At 68.8% G+C, this 15,928-nt stretch carries 15 protein-coding genes and 1 tRNA gene; 10 read left to right on the plus strand and 6 right to left on the minus strand.

Going from position 1 to position 15,928, the window contains the following annotated elements; genetic code table 11:
- On the minus strand, positions 1–819 hold an 819-nt coding region (locus ACZ4EG_RS17615), incomplete at its 3' end, for an ice-binding family protein (protein WP_467791189.1).
- A 740-nt stretch (positions 820–1,559) separates the two neighbouring features.
- Between ACZ4EG_RS17615 and ACZ4EG_RS17620 the strand changes: the two genes are divergently transcribed.
- Entirely contained in the window at positions 1,560–2,093 is a 534-nt protein-coding gene (locus tag ACZ4EG_RS17620) for an NUDIX hydrolase (protein ID WP_467791190.1), read from the plus strand.
- Here ACZ4EG_RS17620 and ACZ4EG_RS17625 read toward each other — a convergent pair.
- Entirely contained in the window at positions 2,071–3,411 is a 1,341-nt protein-coding gene (locus ACZ4EG_RS17625) for a hypothetical protein (RefSeq protein ID WP_467791191.1), read from the minus strand. The two genes, ACZ4EG_RS17620 and ACZ4EG_RS17625, sit on opposite strands and share 23 nt — an antisense overlap.
- A gap of 124 nt (positions 3,412–3,535) precedes the next feature.
- On the opposite strand from ACZ4EG_RS17625, the gene ACZ4EG_RS17630 reads away from it, so the two are divergent.
- From ACZ4EG_RS17630 to ACZ4EG_RS17650, 5 genes are all read left to right on the plus strand, one after another.
- Positions 3,536–3,766, plus strand: a complete 231-nt coding sequence (locus ACZ4EG_RS17630) for a hypothetical protein (protein ID WP_467791192.1) — start codon at positions 3,536–3,538, stop codon at positions 3,764–3,766.
- A gap of 253 nt (positions 3,767–4,019) precedes the next feature.
- Complete coding sequence (locus ACZ4EG_RS17635; RefSeq protein WP_467791193.1) at positions 4,020–4,463, plus strand: glycine-rich domain-containing protein; 444 nt, start codon at positions 4,020–4,022, stop codon at positions 4,461–4,463.
- Positions 4,464–4,533: 70 nt separating this feature from the next.
- A complete protein-coding gene (locus ACZ4EG_RS17640; protein ID WP_467791194.1) occupies positions 4,534–5,415 on the plus strand; it encodes a protein kinase domain-containing protein in 882 nt (293 codons plus the stop codon).
- Between the two features lie 167 nt (positions 5,416–5,582).
- Entirely contained in the window at positions 5,583–6,449 is an 867-nt protein-coding gene (locus ACZ4EG_RS17645) for an amidase domain-containing protein (protein WP_467791195.1), read from the plus strand.
- 16 nt (positions 6,450–6,465) lie between these two features.
- Positions 6,466–7,026 carry a hypothetical protein gene (locus tag ACZ4EG_RS17650; protein ID WP_467791196.1) on the plus strand — a complete coding sequence of 187 codons (561 nt, stop codon included), beginning with the start codon at positions 6,466–6,468 and terminating at the stop codon, positions 7,024–7,026.
- Between the two features lie 281 nt (positions 7,027–7,307).
- On the opposite strand, the gene ACZ4EG_RS17655 is transcribed toward ACZ4EG_RS17650, so the two are convergent.
- Both ACZ4EG_RS17655 and ACZ4EG_RS17660 read right to left on the minus strand, forming a co-directional pair.
- Positions 7,308–7,394, minus strand: a tRNA-Ser gene (locus tag ACZ4EG_RS17655).
- A 63-nt stretch (positions 7,395–7,457) separates the two neighbouring features.
- Positions 7,458–8,921, minus strand: a complete 1,464-nt coding sequence (locus ACZ4EG_RS17660; protein WP_467791197.1) for a S1C family serine protease — start codon at positions 8,919–8,921, stop codon at positions 7,458–7,460.
- Positions 8,922–9,209: 288 nt separating this feature from the next.
- Here ACZ4EG_RS17660 and ACZ4EG_RS17665 point away from each other — a divergent pair, with 288 nt between their 5' ends.
- From ACZ4EG_RS17665 to ACZ4EG_RS17675, 3 genes are all read left to right on the plus strand, one after another.
- Positions 9,210–10,037, plus strand: a complete 828-nt coding sequence (locus tag ACZ4EG_RS17665; protein WP_453556556.1) for a glycerophosphodiester phosphodiesterase — start codon at positions 9,210–9,212, stop codon at positions 10,035–10,037.
- Between the two features lie 208 nt (positions 10,038–10,245).
- Positions 10,246–10,884: an ATP-binding protein gene (locus ACZ4EG_RS17670; RefSeq protein WP_390708559.1), complete on the plus strand. Its 639-nt coding sequence runs from the start codon at positions 10,246–10,248 to the stop codon at positions 10,882–10,884.
- 133 nt (positions 10,885–11,017) lie between these two features.
- On the plus strand, positions 11,018–11,983 hold the full coding sequence (locus ACZ4EG_RS17675; protein ID WP_453556553.1) for a DUF5926 family protein: 966 nt from the start codon (positions 11,018–11,020) through the stop codon (positions 11,981–11,983).
- A 244-nt stretch (positions 11,984–12,227) separates the two neighbouring features.
- On the opposite strand, the gene ACZ4EG_RS17680 is transcribed toward ACZ4EG_RS17675, so the two are convergent.
- Together ACZ4EG_RS17680 and ACZ4EG_RS17685 are read right to left on the minus strand one after the other, a co-directional pair.
- Positions 12,228–12,782, minus strand: a complete 555-nt coding sequence (locus tag ACZ4EG_RS17680) for a hypothetical protein (protein ID WP_390708412.1) — start codon at positions 12,780–12,782, stop codon at positions 12,228–12,230.
- A gap of 56 nt (positions 12,783–12,838) precedes the next feature.
- A complete protein-coding gene (locus ACZ4EG_RS17685) occupies positions 12,839–13,504 on the minus strand; it encodes a bifunctional DNA primase/polymerase (RefSeq protein ID WP_453556547.1) in 666 nt (221 codons plus the stop codon).
- Positions 13,505–14,116: 612 nt separating this feature from the next.
- Here ACZ4EG_RS17685 and ACZ4EG_RS17690 point away from each other — a divergent pair.
- Entirely contained in the window at positions 14,117–15,526 is a 1,410-nt protein-coding gene (locus ACZ4EG_RS17690; protein ID WP_467791198.1) for a PP2C family protein-serine/threonine phosphatase, read from the plus strand.
- Positions 15,527–15,928 lie beyond the last annotated feature (402 nt).

Here is a 15,928-nt window from a genome sequence, read left to right on the forward strand (position 1 = left end):
AGACCCAGACGGCCCAGCAGGCCCGGACGGCCCAGGAGACCCAGACGGCCCAGCAGGCCCGGACGGCCCAGGAGACCCAGACGGCCCAGCAGGCCCAGAGGGTCCGGGAGGCCCAGAGGGTCCGGGCGGGCCCGTCATACAGACCGCCCTCGTGATCACGTTGCTGTCCAACGTGACCGCACCATTACGCGCCAGCGCCCGACCCTCGACCGCGGCGTTGGTATTCACCGTGACGGACGTCAGGGCCAGGATGTTGCCCTTGAAGAAGGAATTCGTGTCGAGAGTGGCCGAGCTTCCCACCTGCCAGAACACGTTGCAGGCCTGAGCTCCGTTGACCAGCAGGACGTTGCTCGCCGGCGCCGTGATCAGAGTGGAGCCGATCTGGAAGATGAAGACGGCGTTGGGGTCACCCTGGGCGTTGAGAGTGACCGTCCCAGTGAGATTCAGCGACGACGAGGCTTTGTAGACGCCCGGCGTCAGCGTGAGTCCGCCGATGTTGCCCGGGGAGGTCAGGTTGGCGGTCGGTGCTCTGCCGGCCGCATCGTTGTAGGCAATGGTCAGGTCGGACTGGGCCTGAGCGGCGGCAGCATCGGCAACGTGCTGCACTCCGTTCACGATTCCGGGCGGAAAACCCGTCACCGAGGACCCGGGGCTGACTCCCAGGTCGCCATGGATGACCGAGGGGCCCGTATTCGTGACCCCTGAACCGGCCAAGACCGCGTAACTCAAGGCGGTTCCCAACCCCACCGGGGCCTCGGCTGCGCTCGCAAGGTTCGAGATCAAAGTGATCGACATCAGCAGCGCGACCGCAGGCAGCATGACGACAGTCGCTCTGAATCTCAGTTTTCGTCGTCTGCCAGGAGGGGCCGAGGGGGTGGCATCCACTGCCATGGACCAGTCCTTTCTTGTCACCGTTGACCGCAGTCGCCAGGCTTCCGAGCGCCTGAGGCAGCTCGGTCGGGTGGCTGGCGACTGAGCTCACAACACATCTCACATAATCGAGACATTCCGTCACTTACCTGAAGTAATTACCCCTACACGCAAAAGAAGCGCATTGGGGCCGAAAGAGTGTAATGGCGTGGCGGCGGCCCTGCCGACGGAGATGCCCAACGGATTACCCGGACCATCGACTCAGCACGATGTCGACACAACACACCGTCGGCCCTGGGGTCCTGACGATGTGACAGCACCGCTTCATCACGGACTCGTGGGCGTGCGGCTGCCCATGGGCCCAGTGGCGGAAGGTGAGTCCACGGAAAGAGGCGGCGCACCGCGGAGCCCGGGAAGAGACGGGGTGACGCTCTGGCCCCCCATCGAGCCCCTGATCTACGCCGAGCCAGCCATGGGCGCCGGCCCACCGCTCGTCTTCGCCGATGGCCGTGTAGTCGCCAGAACCGCTGACGGTGCGGCCGCGCTTCTCGGTGCGGACTCGCCGCAGGCGAGGCTCCCGCGGCAAGGCACTTGACCTGGCGAGCATTTCGTCACCTTGACGCGAATCTAATGCCCAGCCTCGGCATGGTCTGAGATGCTGGGTCCATCGCGTGAGAGGGGCCGCAAGTATGGAGTGGAAGACCCACGGTGAGCGACAGATCTACACGAACCCCTGGGTGAATCTGTGTCTGGTCGACGTGCAACAGCCCGACGGGCGTAGGTGGGAGTACCACGTCGTCCGGCTTCGGCACCTGGCCGTGGCTGCCGTCGTCAATGACCGTCAAGAGGTTCTGATGATGTGGCGGCACCGCTTCATCACGAACTCCTGGGCCTGGGAGCTGCCCATGGGCCTGGTCGAGGAGGGCGAAACCCCGGAACAGGCGGCGGCCCGCGAAGTCCTGGAAGAGACGGGCTGGAGCCCTGCTTCCATCAAGCCCCTGATCTATGCCGAGCCGGCGAACGGAATCACCGATTCGCAGCACCACGTCTTCCGCGTGGATGGCGCGACGTACGCCGGACCACCCACAGAGAAGAACGAGTCGGACCGCATCGAGTGGATTCCCCTGTCGGAGGTGCGGGGCATGATCGACCGTCAGGAAATCGTGAGCAGTGGATCGCTGGTGGGTCTGCTGTACGTACTCATGGACGAAGCGATCCGCTGACTGGTGGCAGGAGTTCCCGTAGCCGCGCCTCAAAGGCCAGGGCTACGGGCTCCTGCCTGTGTGGTGCCAACTGGTCGTAGAACTCCCTCAGATGGCCCGACACTCGCTCGGAGGCCACTGCCGATGCGGGTTCCAGGGCTCGCGTGGCCGTGTGGCATGCCTGGTCGAGCTTGCCCTGATCCAGCTGCGTCCGCGCCAGCCAGAATGCGTGAAACGCGCGACCTCGCTGGTTGGTGCGGTCCTCCCGCCGCAAAGCATCCGCGATCAAGGGTTCGGCGGTGGCCGCTTCGCCCAGTCGGCCATGGGCGATGCCGGTGTCCACGATGAGCTTCGGCTCGTCGAAGTAGGTCACCCATGACGGGTCTGGGTCACCCGCCCGGATCTGCTCGAAATGGCGGTGTGCTTCGCTGAGGGCCCGGTGAGTGCAGTCCCGATTGCCGAGAGTGGCGTGGGCGAAGGCTTCGCGCATGGACAGCATCGACAGCACGCGTGGGGCGGTCTGCAGGTCTGAGCGGGCCTGGTCCTGGGCGGCGGTCACGAGTGCCAGCGAATCCGCGGGCTTGTCCTGGTAGGTCGCCTGCAAGCTCATACAGGCAAGGACGTTGGCCATGAACTGCCGGTCATCGATTTCCTTGGCCAGTTGCAGGGCTTCGGTGAAGTACGCGCGAGCCTGGTTGTACTGGCGGGCGTCGAAGTAGGTCCAGCCGGTGAGGCGGGCCAACTCGGCCGCGATTCCGTACAGGCCGCGCTGGATGGACAGTGGTCGATTCTCCTTCAGGAGTCCGACGACGTACCGCAGCTGGCCGACGATCGCCGGCCTCAGAGCTTCGCCGCCGTGCTGGTCGTCCCGTCGCCAGTAGTCCTCGATCGAGGAGCGGAAGGCTTCAAGTGTTGCGGGGCTGAGGCTGTTTCGCGTTGCCAAAGCCAGGATGCTGTCTACGTCGGGCCCGGGTAGAGACGCGGGGAACTCCTGTACGAGCTCTGGCACTTGAGGCGCCTCTCGCTCGGTAACGGCGAGAGCCTGAGGCGTCTCCCAGGGGCGGCGGGCAAGCCCAAGCATGTGTCCTGGGATGCGTAAGCCGTCCGCGATGCGCTCGATGACGTCCATGTGGGACAACTGGCGGCGACCAGCGATGACTTCGCCAACTCGGCTAGGCGTTAGGTCGCATCGCCTGGCGATCATCGACGGGTAGATACCTGCCTTGGTCTTCACCAGCCGGAAGACCAGGGCGAAGTCCCGTACCCGACACGCATCGATCATCCCGGGATCGGTGAGCAGCCTGGCAGGCAGTTCCTGCGGCCGGTCGGCGTCGGGCATTGGCAAGCTCCCACACTGCGAGGGCTACGCAACGTCGCTGGTTCTCTACTTACCGCGATGTTACCCAAGTTGGGTAATCAGCCTGACCTTTTGGCGAGGGTCCCCGGATCGCGATCCTCCTTGCATGGCGAGCAATCAGCAGACCAGACCAGGCATCGGTGAACTGGCCAAGGACACCGCTAGTGGACGTATCGGCGTCGTCATGGGTGAGGTCGGCGACCGTGTGCAGATAAGGCCGGTCGGTGGCGGCGTGGAGTGGGATGCCATGCCGGACAACGTGGTGGCGCCGGGTGCGCGGGAGGAACTGAGCGCACGCCTGGCCATCAAGAGCGGCAACCGTCGGGAAGGGCTGTGATGCGCGCCATCGGCCGGTACGCGGGAGTCCTGTTCATCATCATGATCAGCGGGTCGTGCGGCCTGGTGATCGGCATGGCTCTCGGTATCAGCCAGTAGACCGGCCGCCCCGAACGGGTGCCAAGTTCCCCGGCTCCCCCATCCCCGTTCGGGGCCGGCCATCCAAGCCCGCCTCCTGGTCGTCCACGAGCAACGGCTCCGCGACCGATGCGGGCGGCAAGTGCCACGCACCGCCACACACAAGGGGTATTCGCATGACGGCAACAGCGAACGATCAGAAGACCGGTCGCGCGGTGGCTGGTGAGGAGCTGTTCGAGAACCTCGCCCACTTCGTGGTCGTCCACAGCGGGCAATCGCCCGATCGCGCTGAGCGGATCGCGGACCAGGCAGTCGCCTTCGTGGTCACCGCGGCCACCGCGACCGTGCCCATGGTCCCGTCGGACGACGTGGACCTCGGCCTGCACGCGCTCATTCTGCACACGAAGGAGTACGCCGCACTGTGCGAGCGGTACGCGGGCCGCTTCCTGAACCACAACCCGATGCCGGGCGGAGGGGCACGCGACCCGGAGAAGGTTGCCGCCTCGGCCCGGGCCATGAAGGCGGCCAGGTTCATGGTCTTCGACGACCTCTGGACCGTCGACGGCACGAACCTCGCGCAGTGCGACTCGGACTGCGGCCGACCGTACGGTCAGGCGTAGCACACGACAGCAGCGACGCGGCCGGCCTCGTCTCGTGGTCGGCCGCGTTCGCCCGGAAGGAGAAGAGACGTTGTCCGGGTCAACCCCTGAACTGCCGATCGTGGTGCTCGACGCGCTCATGCCCACGGCTCAGCACCTGGTGGTCAACCGTCGGGGCTCCATGGTCTGGGAGGTGGAGAGCCATCGGGGCCACTATGCGGTGAAGCTCGGTTACCCGATCGAGGCCACGGACGGCTGGTCCGCCCAGCCCTGGACCGCGCTCGCGCCTGCGCGCGAGGGTGCCGTGCTGCATCGCCTCGGTTTCCATGATTTCGCGTACGGCGAGTGGGAGCGCGGAACGTGGAACTTCCAGCCGTGGCATGAAGGGCCGGACCTGTACCAGCTGTGGGAGCCCTGCCGTAGGCGTGACTCGACCGTCGAACCGCACATCAGCGTGGCGCTGGACTGCGTCGAGGCGCTGGCCGAACTCCACGCCAAGGACTGGGCTCACGGTGATGTACAGCCCGCCCACTTCATCATCGGACCGGAGCGGACACACCTCATCGATCTCGCCCTGGCCCGGGGCGGACACGTGCCCGAGGGGTACGACTTCCCCTTCCGCGGCTGCCTCGTCCACTACGAGGCGCCGGAGATCGCACGCAGCGTACTCGACACCGGAGAGGCCGAGCCGACGCAGGAAGCCGACATCTACGCACTCGGCGCCTCCCTGCTCATCTCCGCCACGGGCTGGCGCGCGGTTGAGTACCCGGACGACGCTCCGCGCCCCGTCCAGAGAGAGGCCGTGGCGATGGGACGACGTCGGCCCGTGAAGGTACCTGGTGAGCTGGGTGAACTGATCGACGCGATGCTCAGCTACGCCCCTGAGGACCGGCCCACCATCTACGAGGTGGGTAAGACCCTAGCAAGCCCACCTGCGGCTACGAGGCGTCACCCACCTGCTGAGGAGAGGTGACGCCTCAGCCTTTCACCCAGGTGCTCCGGCTCGGCTGCCGCTCGAAACCGGCCAACTGGGAACCTGCGCATCCGTCTCTCCATCCTCATAGTCAACGTGTCCCGAAAGCCGCACCGATCCGACCAACGGGCGGCCGGGACCCATCACAGGGGGAAGGAACCCGACTCTTGCGCAGCAAGCTCGGCCGTACGATCACCGGCGCAGCAGTGCTCGCCCTCACCGCCGCCGGCGCCGTCACAGGAACAGCGCACGCCTCCACAGACGTTCCCGACGCCACTGGAGCCATAACAGAAACAGCGAACGCCTCCATAAGCGCTGCCGACGACGCCTCCACAGACGTTGGCGACAACACCTCCGCAGCGGTTGCCGACTCCGTGTGGACCTCAAGAGGGTGGCCCGCCCCTTCAGCCGATCCGCACCTTCCTGACGCAAACGGCAACATCCCCGCCGACCAGGAGGAGGAGCCGCAGCCGCTCATCAATGAAGGCATCTACGCCCCTGACACCGACCCGGCGTCCACGTCGGCAGAATCGGCAGATTCGGCAGCGGCAGCCGCAGTGATCGACAGCCACGGAACGGCCAACTGGGCGTACAACAACCTGGACACCAGGTGGGAGTACAGGACCGACTGCGCGAACTTCGTCTCGAAGGCTCTGTACCACGGGGGCGGGATGAAGATGCGCCCCGGCGGCCGCAAGGCAGATAACGCTTGGTGGCAGGGTAGGTACGGGTTTGGCAAGAGCTGGAGTTGGACGAGCGCGGACTACCTCCGGCGGCACGTGACCAAGTGGCGGAACGGCGCGATCCAACCGCACGAGTACAACGCCAAGGTGGGGGATCTCGTCTTCTTCAAGTGGAAGAAGGAGAGGGTTTACAACCACGTGGCGATCGTCAACTCCATGGTGCAGGGGCACGCGGGGATCGTGCAGCATGGCCTGAAGAACCAGACCACTCTCAACGAAGTGATCAATCGGTACAGTCACACCTCGAACCCGATCGAGAAGGTCACGATCGTCAGGCCCAAGACCCGCTAATAACAAGGAACGTGAGATGCCCAGGTTGAAGCAGAGCCATGCAGCGGCCGGATGGATGGCAGCAGCAGTGTTGCTGACGTCTGGATGTGCTGTTCTCGACAGCAGCTCTGCTGATGCCAGAGGGCCGGGCGCGTCCTACGAGCAGGCGTACGCCGACCACGAGCCGTTGCACGTGGTCGGCTACCCCTCCACCGGCTCGTTGCTGGTGATGCAAGAGCTCGTGTGGAACATCGCCGACGGCAAGACGGCTGAGCTCCGCAAGCTGGCGACCAGCGACAGCAGCGATGCGGTAGCCCAAAAGACCGCCGAGAACTGGATCAAGGGCTTCGGAGCCGGCGCCCGCGGCAAAGTGACAGGCGATTTCTATGACGACGGTTCAGAACGCCAAGTCGTGGTCCTGTACTTCCATGGCACTCACCAGGTCAAAGAGTTCACCGTTCGGCTCGACGGCGATGCGGGCAAGGAGGACTGGCGGGTTCTGATGAGGTCGACCGATTTCAAGGACGCCACCCAAGCTCCCAGTTGGGCGCCGAAGGAGCCAGGAGGAACCGGCTCCACCATGAAGAACAACAACTGATCGCATGGGCACCCGAGGCCCCCGCCGTCCGGAACGAGCCGGAGGGCGGGGGGCTTTCCCCTTCCCAATTCACGGCGCCCTGCGCCCTCTGGTCCGCAACAGCGCAAACCCTCTGACCATGCGCTGACGTGCTGTTTGTCTCGCAACGCTGGTCCACGCCTGGTCCACCCGCACTGATCCACAACGTGACAGAGCCGGATCAAGGTGAGACAGACCCCATACAGAAGGGGCGCCCCTCATCAAGGGACACCCCTTCTGACCAGCACCTACGCTGGCCTGCGCGGAGGCGGTGGGATTTGAACCCACGGTGACATCGCTGCCACGACGGTTTTCAAGACCGTTCCCTTCGGCCGCTCGGGCACGCCTCCCCGCGTCGGCCGGGATCGGCGACACGGGGACAAGAGTAACCGGTTGGCGCGGGCGCGTGCGGGTCAGTTGTCGCCCGCGCGGGAGCCCAGGGTGAGTTGGACGGTGTGCTCCTGACCACCCCGCTTGTAGGTGATCGTGACCTTGTCGCCGGGCTCATGCGTCCAGATCTCGCCGATCAGGGTCGGGCCGGAGTCGATCACCGAGTCGTCGAGCTTGGTGATGACGTCGCCGGGCTTGAGGCCCGCCTTGTCCGCGGGACCGCCCGACTCGACCGCCGCCGCGCCGCTGGCGCCCGTATCGGTGATCTTCGCGCCCTCCGAGCCCTCCTCCAGGGAGACGGACGCGCCGATCTTCGCGTAGACCGGCTTGCCGGTCTTGATCAGCTGCTGGGCGACGTACTTGGCCTGGTTGATCGGGATGGCGAAGCCGAGGCCGATCGAACCGGACTGGCCGGAGCCGCCCAGACCGCCGCTGCTGCTGGACTGGATCGCGGAGTTGATGCCGATCACCGCGCCGGAGGCATCCAGCAGCGGACCGCCGGAGTTGCCCGGGTTGATCGAGGCGTCGGTCTGCAGGGCGCTCATGTAGGACGCCTTGCTGGTGGCGCTGCCGTCGCTGGAGGCGACCGGGCGGTTCTTGGCACTGATGATGCCGGTCGTCACCGTGTTGGAGAGGCCGAAGGGCGCTCCGATGGCGATCGTCTCGTCGCCGACGGCCACCTTGTCGGAGTCGCCGAGGGCGAGCGGCTTGAGGTCGGACGGGGCGTTCTTGAGCTTGATGACGGCGACGTCGTAGCCCTGGGCGTGGCCGACGACCTCGGCGTCGTACTTCTTGCCGTTGGGGAACGTCGCGGTCAGCTTGCCGCCGTCGACGGCGTCGGCCACCACGTGGTTGTTGGTGACGATGTGGCCCTGGGTGTCGAAGACGAACCCGGTGCCGGTGCCGCCCTCACCGCTGGTGGACTCGGCCTCGATGGTGACCGTGCTCGGCAGGGCCTTGGCGGCGACCGCCGCGATGGTGCCCGGCGAGCGCTTCACCTGCGCGGCGCTGCTGTCCGAGGCGGAGACGGTGGTCGAGCCGGTGTCGTCGTTGTTCCTGGCCAGGGTGTACCCGAGGCCGCCGCCCAGGCCGCCCGCGACCAGCGCGGCCACCAGGACCGCGGCGACCATGCCGCCGCGCCCGTTGCGGGGCTTCGGCGCGGGCTGCTGGTACGACGAGCCCCAGCCGCCGGAACCCGCTCCGGCGCCGCCGTCCGCGTAGGACGGCGATGGGGACGGGGGCGGGGGCGGCCAGGAGCCGTCCGGGGCGGGGCCGGGGCCCTGCGGCCCGTCGGACGGGCCGGCGGGGGCGTGCGCGGCCGGCGCGACGCCCTGCTCCGGGGCGCCCGGAGGCGTCGTCGGGAGTGGAGTGGTGGGTGCGCCCCCGTCGGCTGCGGCTGCCTGCGGGGAAGCAGCGGGAGATGCCACCGGCACGGGAGGTGCGGACGGGGCCGGGGGTACCGCGGTGCCCTCGTTCTCGGTGCTCACAGCTCTTCTCCTAGGTCCACGGCTGTTGTTCTCGGTCGCACTCGGTCACGCTCGTTCACGCTTGTCGACGGTCCGGCGCGATACAGCTGTGCATGTGCTTTTGTCTGTCGTCAGCTTTTCCCACGGGCCGTCAGAGCACCATAAGCGGTGGCTGTGGGTATGGCGTCAACCTTTATATAGGACCTTTACGACAAAAACTCCATTCCATGGCGAGGTCCATGCCGCCGTTCGTCGCACGTACGCGCCCATGGCGCCACGCGTACCCCGCGGTGGTGGCACCATGACGCGGTGACCCACGCACGACAGCACCACATTCAGGTCGTCGCCCACCGAGGAGCCTCCGAGGACGCCCCCGAGCACACCCTCGCCGCCTACCGGAAAGCGATCGAGGACGGTGCCGACGCCCTTGAATGCGACGTCCGGCTGACCGCGGACGGCCACCTCGTCTGCGTCCACGACCGGAGGGTCAACCGGACGTCCAACGGCCGCGGGGCGGTGTCGGCCCTGGAGCTGGCCGAACTCGCCGCCCTGGACTTCGGCTCCTGGAAGAAGCGCGAGGCCTGGCGCGGCCGGGACGAGGAGCCCGACTGGGAGTACCGCCCGGAGGACCACGCGGACACCTCCGTACTCACCCTGGAGCGGCTGCTGGAGCTGGTCGCGGACGCCGGGCGCCGGGTGGAGCTGGCCATCGAGACGAAGCACCCCACGCGCTGGGCGGGACAGGTCGAGGAGCGGCTGCTGCTGCTCCTGAAGCGGTTCGGGCTGGACGCCCCGCCCTCCGCGGCCAAGTCGCCGGTACGGGTCATGAGCTTCTCGGCCCGCTCGCTGCACCGGGTGCGGGCGGCCTCGCCGACCCTTCCGACGGTCTATCTGATGCAGTTCGTCTCACCCCGGCTGCGCGACGGGCGGCTGCCCGCGGGCGTACGGATCGCGGGTCCGTCCATCCGGATCGTGCGCAACCACCCGGCCTACATCGAGCGGCTGAAGCGGGCCGGCCACCAGGTGCACGTGTGGACCGTGAACGAGCCCGAGGACGTCGACCTCTGTGTCGAGCTGGGCATCGACGCCGTCATCACCAACCGCCCGCGCGCGGTGCTGCGCCAGCTCCGCGGCTGATCCACCGCTGACGCACGAGGCGCGCCCGGGCGGTGCGCGGAGGTAAAAGAGCCCTGGTCGAAGTCAAGAGCCCCGTAAGGACCGTTCCGCGACTCTTGACCCGGCCGGTCCGCTGAAGCATCCTCCGTTCTCGGCCACACCAACGAAATCAAGCCACACCATTACAGGGAGTGCACCGGCGCGTTCGCTCCGTGTTCGAACGTTGCGAATGCGTCACCGGACCTGGATTGGCCGGTTTCCGGTACAGGCCAATGGGGCATCCACACCGTGGCGTGGGGCAAAGGAGGTCTCGGGGGTGGCGTTGGTGGTGGCACAGGAGGTGCCCACGTCGTCGAGCATGGCCGTACCCCATGGCCCTGCGGGCGTGGGGGAAGCAAGACACCGGATGCGTGATCAGCTGCGCATGGGTGGCGTATCGGACTCGGTCATCGACGATGCCGTACTGATCCTTTCGGAACTTTTGAGCAATGCGTGCAAACACGGGCGCCCCTTGGGCGACGCCTCGGCCGGGGACGGCGACGTCCGGGCGGCATGGCGCGTGGACCCGCGCGGCCGGCTCGTCGTCGAGGTGACGGACGGCGGCGGCCCCACCCGTCCGGCTCCGGCCACTCCGTCGGTGACCGCGCACGGCGGCCGGGGGCTGAACATCATCACGGCGCTGGCCGACGACTGGGGCGTCAGGGACGACGCCCGGGGCGAGGTCACGGTGTGGGTCGTGGTCCATGAGGACGTGCACGATCCCGACGCGAGACACCGTCGCGACGATTTCGCTACGCGCGTCACGGCTCCCGTGGTCTCCGCGATGCCCGGCCTGGACTTCACGGACGCCTTCGACGACCTGGACTGAAACCGGGACCTGTACTGAACCCGGCGGCGGTTGTCGCCATTCCGGCGCCTTCCCCAGGTCCCCGTCGGTGATGGCGCAAACGGCTAGGCTCCCGCCCGTACGAGACGAGAGCCGTAACCGGGAGACACCCACGATGGCCAAGAAGCGACCCCAGACCAAGGCCAAGCGCCCTCAGCTCACGGACGGTGAGATCCCGGTCGTCGGCGCCCGCGAGCCGTGCCCCTGCGGCAGCGGCCGGCGCTACAAGGCGTGCCACGGCCGGGCCGCCGCGCACGCCGCGACCGAGCTGGTGCACCGCCCCTTCGAAGGCCTGCCGCGCGAGGGCGACTGGGTGGCGCTGCGCGAGCTGGTCCCCGCCGCCACGGTCGAACTGCACCTGAAGGGCGGCCTCCCCGAGGGCGTCCCCTCGGTCACGCTCGCCACGGTGCTGCCGATGGCCTGGCCGGCGCTGCGCCGCGACGACGGCTCGGTCCTGCTGGGCCTGCAGAACGACACGGCGTCCGGTGACATCAGCCGCGATCTGGCCGACACCCTTCAGCGCGCCCTCACCGCCGAACCGGGCACGCCCGTCCAGGGCCGGCGGGCCCCGGCCGAAGGTCCGCGGCTGCAGGACCTGCTCGACCCCGAAGGCGCGTTCGAGCCAGTTGTGCACAGCGGCTTCGAGTTCTGGGTCCCGGACCCGGAGAACGCCACGCCGGAGGTGTCCGCCTCCCTGGAGCGGGCCAACGCCGCGGCCATCCCGACGGCGAAACTGACCGGCGTGGACGCCGCGTACTGGTGCGAGACCCCGGACAAGAACCACCTGCGCTGGGTCATGCCGCATCCTGAGGAGCAGCTTCTGGACGCTCTTGCCCGGCTGCACGCGGCGGGCCGCTCCGGCCTGGGCGAGGGCACCCGGCTGGTCGGTTCCTTCCGTGCCCACGGGCTCACCGTGCCGGTCTGGGACCTGCCGAGCGGTGTCACGGCCGATGACGTGGAGAAGCCGGCCGCCGAGTTCGCCGAGCGCCTCGCCGCCGCCCTGGCCTCGGAGGCCCCGCTCACCCCCGAAGAGCGCCGGGCACGCGGCGGCCTGACCAACCGGCAGGTCACGCTCAGCTGACCCACGGGTCCACCGGGGGCGGCGGCTGACCGACCGGTCAGCCGCTGTCAGGCGGTCACATCAGGTGACTCCTGTCACAACTCCCCGTCGGGACAGGCAAATCGGTGTCCGAATAGCCGAGATCGAATTTGCTAACCGCCGATCTCTTGTTACCGTTCCAATAGCCCGGTTGCTGGTGCATCCCCCGTCGCCAGCAACCGGGCCTTTCCATGCCCGGCGCCGGTGTACGGAACGCAGCTGTCCGTCAACTGCCGTCGGAGGCGGCGTAGTTGCTCCCCGAGCGCAGCAGCAGCGGCCCGCCCGAGCCGCGCTCCGCGAACTCCGCGACGGCCGTGTACGCGTCCAGGCCGCCCCGGGTGTGCTCCCTGGGGGTCTCACAGGTGGCGGGCTCGTCGTCGGCGCCCGCGGCGCAGCGGATCTGCATGGTGCGGTCGCCGGGCCCCATGAGGCTCAGCAGGGAGTCCAGTGCCTTGCCGGTGGCATTGCGGTAGTAGGTGCGCGCCCAGGTGTCCTCGCCCTGGGTCAGGACACAGGTCTGCGCCTCGACACCGTCGGGGGAGGAGACCTCCAGGCCGCAGCGGGTGGCGGTGGCCAGGCCCAGGCCGAGCAGCCGCGGGGAACTGCCGGGGGCGGCGGAGGGGATCTTGGCGTCGTCGTCCGGAGAGGTCCGCACGGTGGCGCGAGCCCCGTCGGCCACCGGCCGCGCGGGGTCGCCCACCTGTCCCGCGGACGCCACGGTCAGCGGCAGTACGACCACGCAGGCCACGACGCCCGCGAGAGCGAGCAGACGAACGTTCATGTACCGGAAGATAACGACCGCGGGCGGGCGGCCTGTCCCGCGCGCGCCCGACACCCCTACAACTCGGGTGCGCTCACACCCGTACGAGTGAGGGCGTCGACCGCCGCGTCCACCACGGCCTCCACATCGGGCACCCAGGGCGAGGCCGAGCCGGGCAGCGGAGCACGCTCCCAGCGGATGGCGCCCAGGCCGGTCTCGGACGGGGGCAGCGCGAGATAACCGCCCTCGCCGTGGAAGCGCAGGGAGCCGGGGACGAAGTCCTTCGCGTACAGCAGCTCGCCCAGCTGTTCCATGGAGTACGGCTTGACGAGCAGCGCCCAGCGCGTGGGCGAGGCGATCACCGGACCCAGGCGCATACCGCGTCGGTCGAGTGCGTCGAGGGCGCGGGAGGCCGCGAGGGCCGGCAGGCTGACCGCGCAGGGGGCCTTGCCGCCGGTGGCGAGGACGATGGGCGCGTTCGGCCGGTTGGTCCACCACCAGCGCACCATGCGCTCGTCGGTGGTGGCCGCGAGGAGGCCGGGGTCGAAGGGGTGCGCGCCGGGCACCGTGCACTCCGGGTCGGGGCATGCGCAGCGCGCCCGCCCCTGCGGGTCCGGAGCCACACCCGGGAGTACGGGCCACTGCCATTCCGTCGCGAAGGTCAGGGCCGACTTGAGCATCTCAGGCCTCCCGTCTTTCCGCTTGGACAGGAGCCTGCGTCGCCTTCCGAGGATCTCGCGCATGAGCGCTCGTTCCTTTCCGTTGCACCGCTGGCAACACCGTGGACCACATCACATCATGTGTCGATCACTTCACTGTGCGTACCTAATGGCGCATCACGCCCCCGCCCAGAGCGAGGGGAACCCCAAGGGGTCGAGCGTTGGCCGCGTTCACGTCCATACTGCGTCTATCAAAAGCACGGCCGCGGCGTGGGGTGGCGAAGTCTGGCGTTTTGCCGTTCCGGGTATTTCTCTCCGCCTCCGCCACGGGAGGATGGGGCACGGTCGTCGGTGGCTAAGACGCCCGGGTCCGCCGCCAGGTTCCGGGCGGGTCCCCAACCACCCCTGGCCTTCTCCGAGTACGTACCCATCTCGACCGTCGTGACGCTCTGTGGAGCAAACCCAGTCGACCGCAATGAACCGATACCCGAGGCAGTTTTAAGCCAACTTTGCTTTTCCGCAAGGGGTCCGGAAGAAACCCACAAGGGGCCCACGGACACCAGGAATCCCGGCAGGACAATGCTGGACATCCCCTCACGAGTGCGTGTACATGTGGAGACACCGCCGGCGGCGCAGAATGACATGGGGGTTTGCGATGCTTTTGAGCAATACGCACCGGTCTGAAGGCCGGACACCATGAACGCCCCTCACCATTCGAAAGTGGCCGGAATCGATTCAACGGTTCCCACGCCCGCACACACTGTCGCGCCCGCACCTCCCGTCCCGGGCACCGCCCCCGTCCCCGCGCCGAACTCCCCCGCGCCGGGCGCCCTTCTCCAGGACCGGCTGGCCGGCTGGGTCTCGGATCTCACGACCCTCCACGAACTCACCGAGCGCCTGGCCCGTACGGACTCACTCGACGGAGCGCTCCAGGAACTGCTGCGCGCCGGAGCCGCCCTCGTGGGCGCCCGGCGCGGTCTCGTCGTACTGGAACCGGCCGACGGCCTCGGCCCCGACACCACCATCGGCCTGGGCCTCGGCCGCGCCGATCTCGGCCACATCGAGACCGTTCCGCGCGGCGCGATGTCGTACGGCGAGCTTCTCGACACGGCCGCCGGACTCCCCGGCGCCGACGGCGAGATCGTCCACCCCGATCTGTTCGCCGAGGACGGCCTCGACCCTCGCCACCGCGAGGTGGCCGCCCGGCTCGGCTACGCCGCCAGCTACGCCCTGCCGCTGTCCACCGAGGCCGCCGGCCGCCTGGGCGCCGCCGTGTGGCTCTACGACGAGCCCGCCGAACCGCACGAGCGCCGGCGCCATCTCGCCGGCCTGTACGTCCGCTACGCCACCGAACACCTGGCCCGGCTGCTGGAGGTCGCGCGCACGCGCGCGTGCCTGGCCACCATCGCCGAGGAACTGCTGCCCTCCCGGCTGCCCCGGGTGGCCGGCGTCCAGCTCGCCGCCCGCCACCGCACCGGCCCGCGCGGCGGCGGCGACTGGTACGACGCGCTGCCGCTGCCCGACGCCGCGCTCGGCCTCGCGGTCGGCTCGGTGACCGGGTCGGGGCCCAGCGCGGTCGCCGCCATGGGCCGGCTGCGGGCGTCCCTGCGGGCGTACGCCGTGATGGAGGGCGAGGACCCGGTCGCGGTCCTGTCCGACCTGGAGCTGCTGCTGCGCCTGACCGAGCCGGCCCGCTCCGCCACCGCCCTGTTCGCCTACTGCGAACCCGCGCTGCGCAAGGTCACCCTGGCCGGCGCCGGCCACAGCCCGCCGCTGCTGATCGGCGAGCGGCGCACCGAGTTCGCGGAGACCTCCGTCTCCGCGCCCCTGGGGATGCTCGCCTGCTGGGAGGCGCCCAGCGTGGAGTTCCAGGCCGAAGCAGGAGAGACGGTTCTGCTCTACACCGACGGGCTGCTGCACCGCACCGGAGACCCCACGGACCGCGCCTTCGCCCGGCTGCACGCGGCAGCCACGAGCGTGCCGCGCGCCCTGCGGCGCGACCCCGGTGCCATCGCCGACCACGTACTGCGCACGGTGCTGCCGGACGGCCTGGACGCGGCAGACAGCAAGGAGGACGTCGTCCTGCTGGCGGCCCGCTTCGACTGAGGGGGCGGAACGGTTCGCTGCGGCTGAAGGGGCGACACGGCTCGCTGCAGCTGAAGGGGCGGAACGGTTCGCTTCGGCCGGGCGGGGCGGCGCATCGCTTGGGCCGAGCGCGGCGGCACGTTACTTCGGCCGAGCAGGGGAACACGTCGCTTCAGCCGGGCGGAGCAGCGCATCGCTTCGGCCGAGCGCGGCAGCACGTCGCTTCGGCCGGGCAGCGCAGCACGACGCTCGGGCAGGGCAGGGCAGCGCATCGCTTGGGCCAGGCGCGGCAGCACGTCGCTTCGGCCGAGCAGGGCAGCGCATCGCTGCGGCCGAGCGCGGCGGCGCATCGCTGCGCCCGGGCGGGCCCCGCGTGGTTCGCATGCGTGGGCATAACAGCTCTTCCCGCCCAGGGCCACCCCG

It is taken from the genome of Streptomyces sp. NPDC025638, from assembly GCF_055558775.1.

Excerpts from the sequence above, each read along its gene's own strand:
- ACZ4EG_RS17620 (WP_467791190.1), top strand. The coding sequence starts at position 1,560 with ATGGAGTGGAAGACCCACGGTGAGCGACAGATCTACACGAACCCCTGG.
- ACZ4EG_RS17625 (WP_467791191.1), bottom strand. The coding sequence starts at position 3,411 with ATGCCCGACGCCGACCGGCCGCAGGAACTGCCTGCCAGGCTGCTCACC.
- ACZ4EG_RS17630 (WP_467791192.1), top strand. The coding sequence starts at position 3,536 with ATGGCGAGCAATCAGCAGACCAGACCAGGCATCGGTGAACTGGCCAAG.
- ACZ4EG_RS17635 (WP_467791193.1), top strand. The coding sequence starts at position 4,020 with ATGACGGCAACAGCGAACGATCAGAAGACCGGTCGCGCGGTGGCTGGT.
- ACZ4EG_RS17650 (WP_467791196.1), top strand. The coding sequence starts at position 6,466 with ATGCCCAGGTTGAAGCAGAGCCATGCAGCGGCCGGATGGATGGCAGCA.
- ACZ4EG_RS17670 (WP_390708559.1), top strand. The coding sequence starts at position 10,246 with ATGCGTCACCGGACCTGGATTGGCCGGTTTCCGGTACAGGCCAATGGG.
- ACZ4EG_RS17675 (WP_453556553.1), top strand. The coding sequence starts at position 11,018 with ATGGCCAAGAAGCGACCCCAGACCAAGGCCAAGCGCCCTCAGCTCACG.
- ACZ4EG_RS17680 (WP_390708412.1), bottom strand. The coding sequence starts at position 12,782 with ATGAACGTTCGTCTGCTCGCTCTCGCGGGCGTCGTGGCCTGCGTGGTC.
- ACZ4EG_RS17685 (WP_453556547.1), bottom strand. The coding sequence starts at position 13,504 with ATGCGCGAGATCCTCGGAAGGCGACGCAGGCTCCTGTCCAAGCGGAAA.
- ACZ4EG_RS17690 (WP_467791198.1), top strand. The coding sequence starts at position 14,117 with ATGAACGCCCCTCACCATTCGAAAGTGGCCGGAATCGATTCAACGGTT.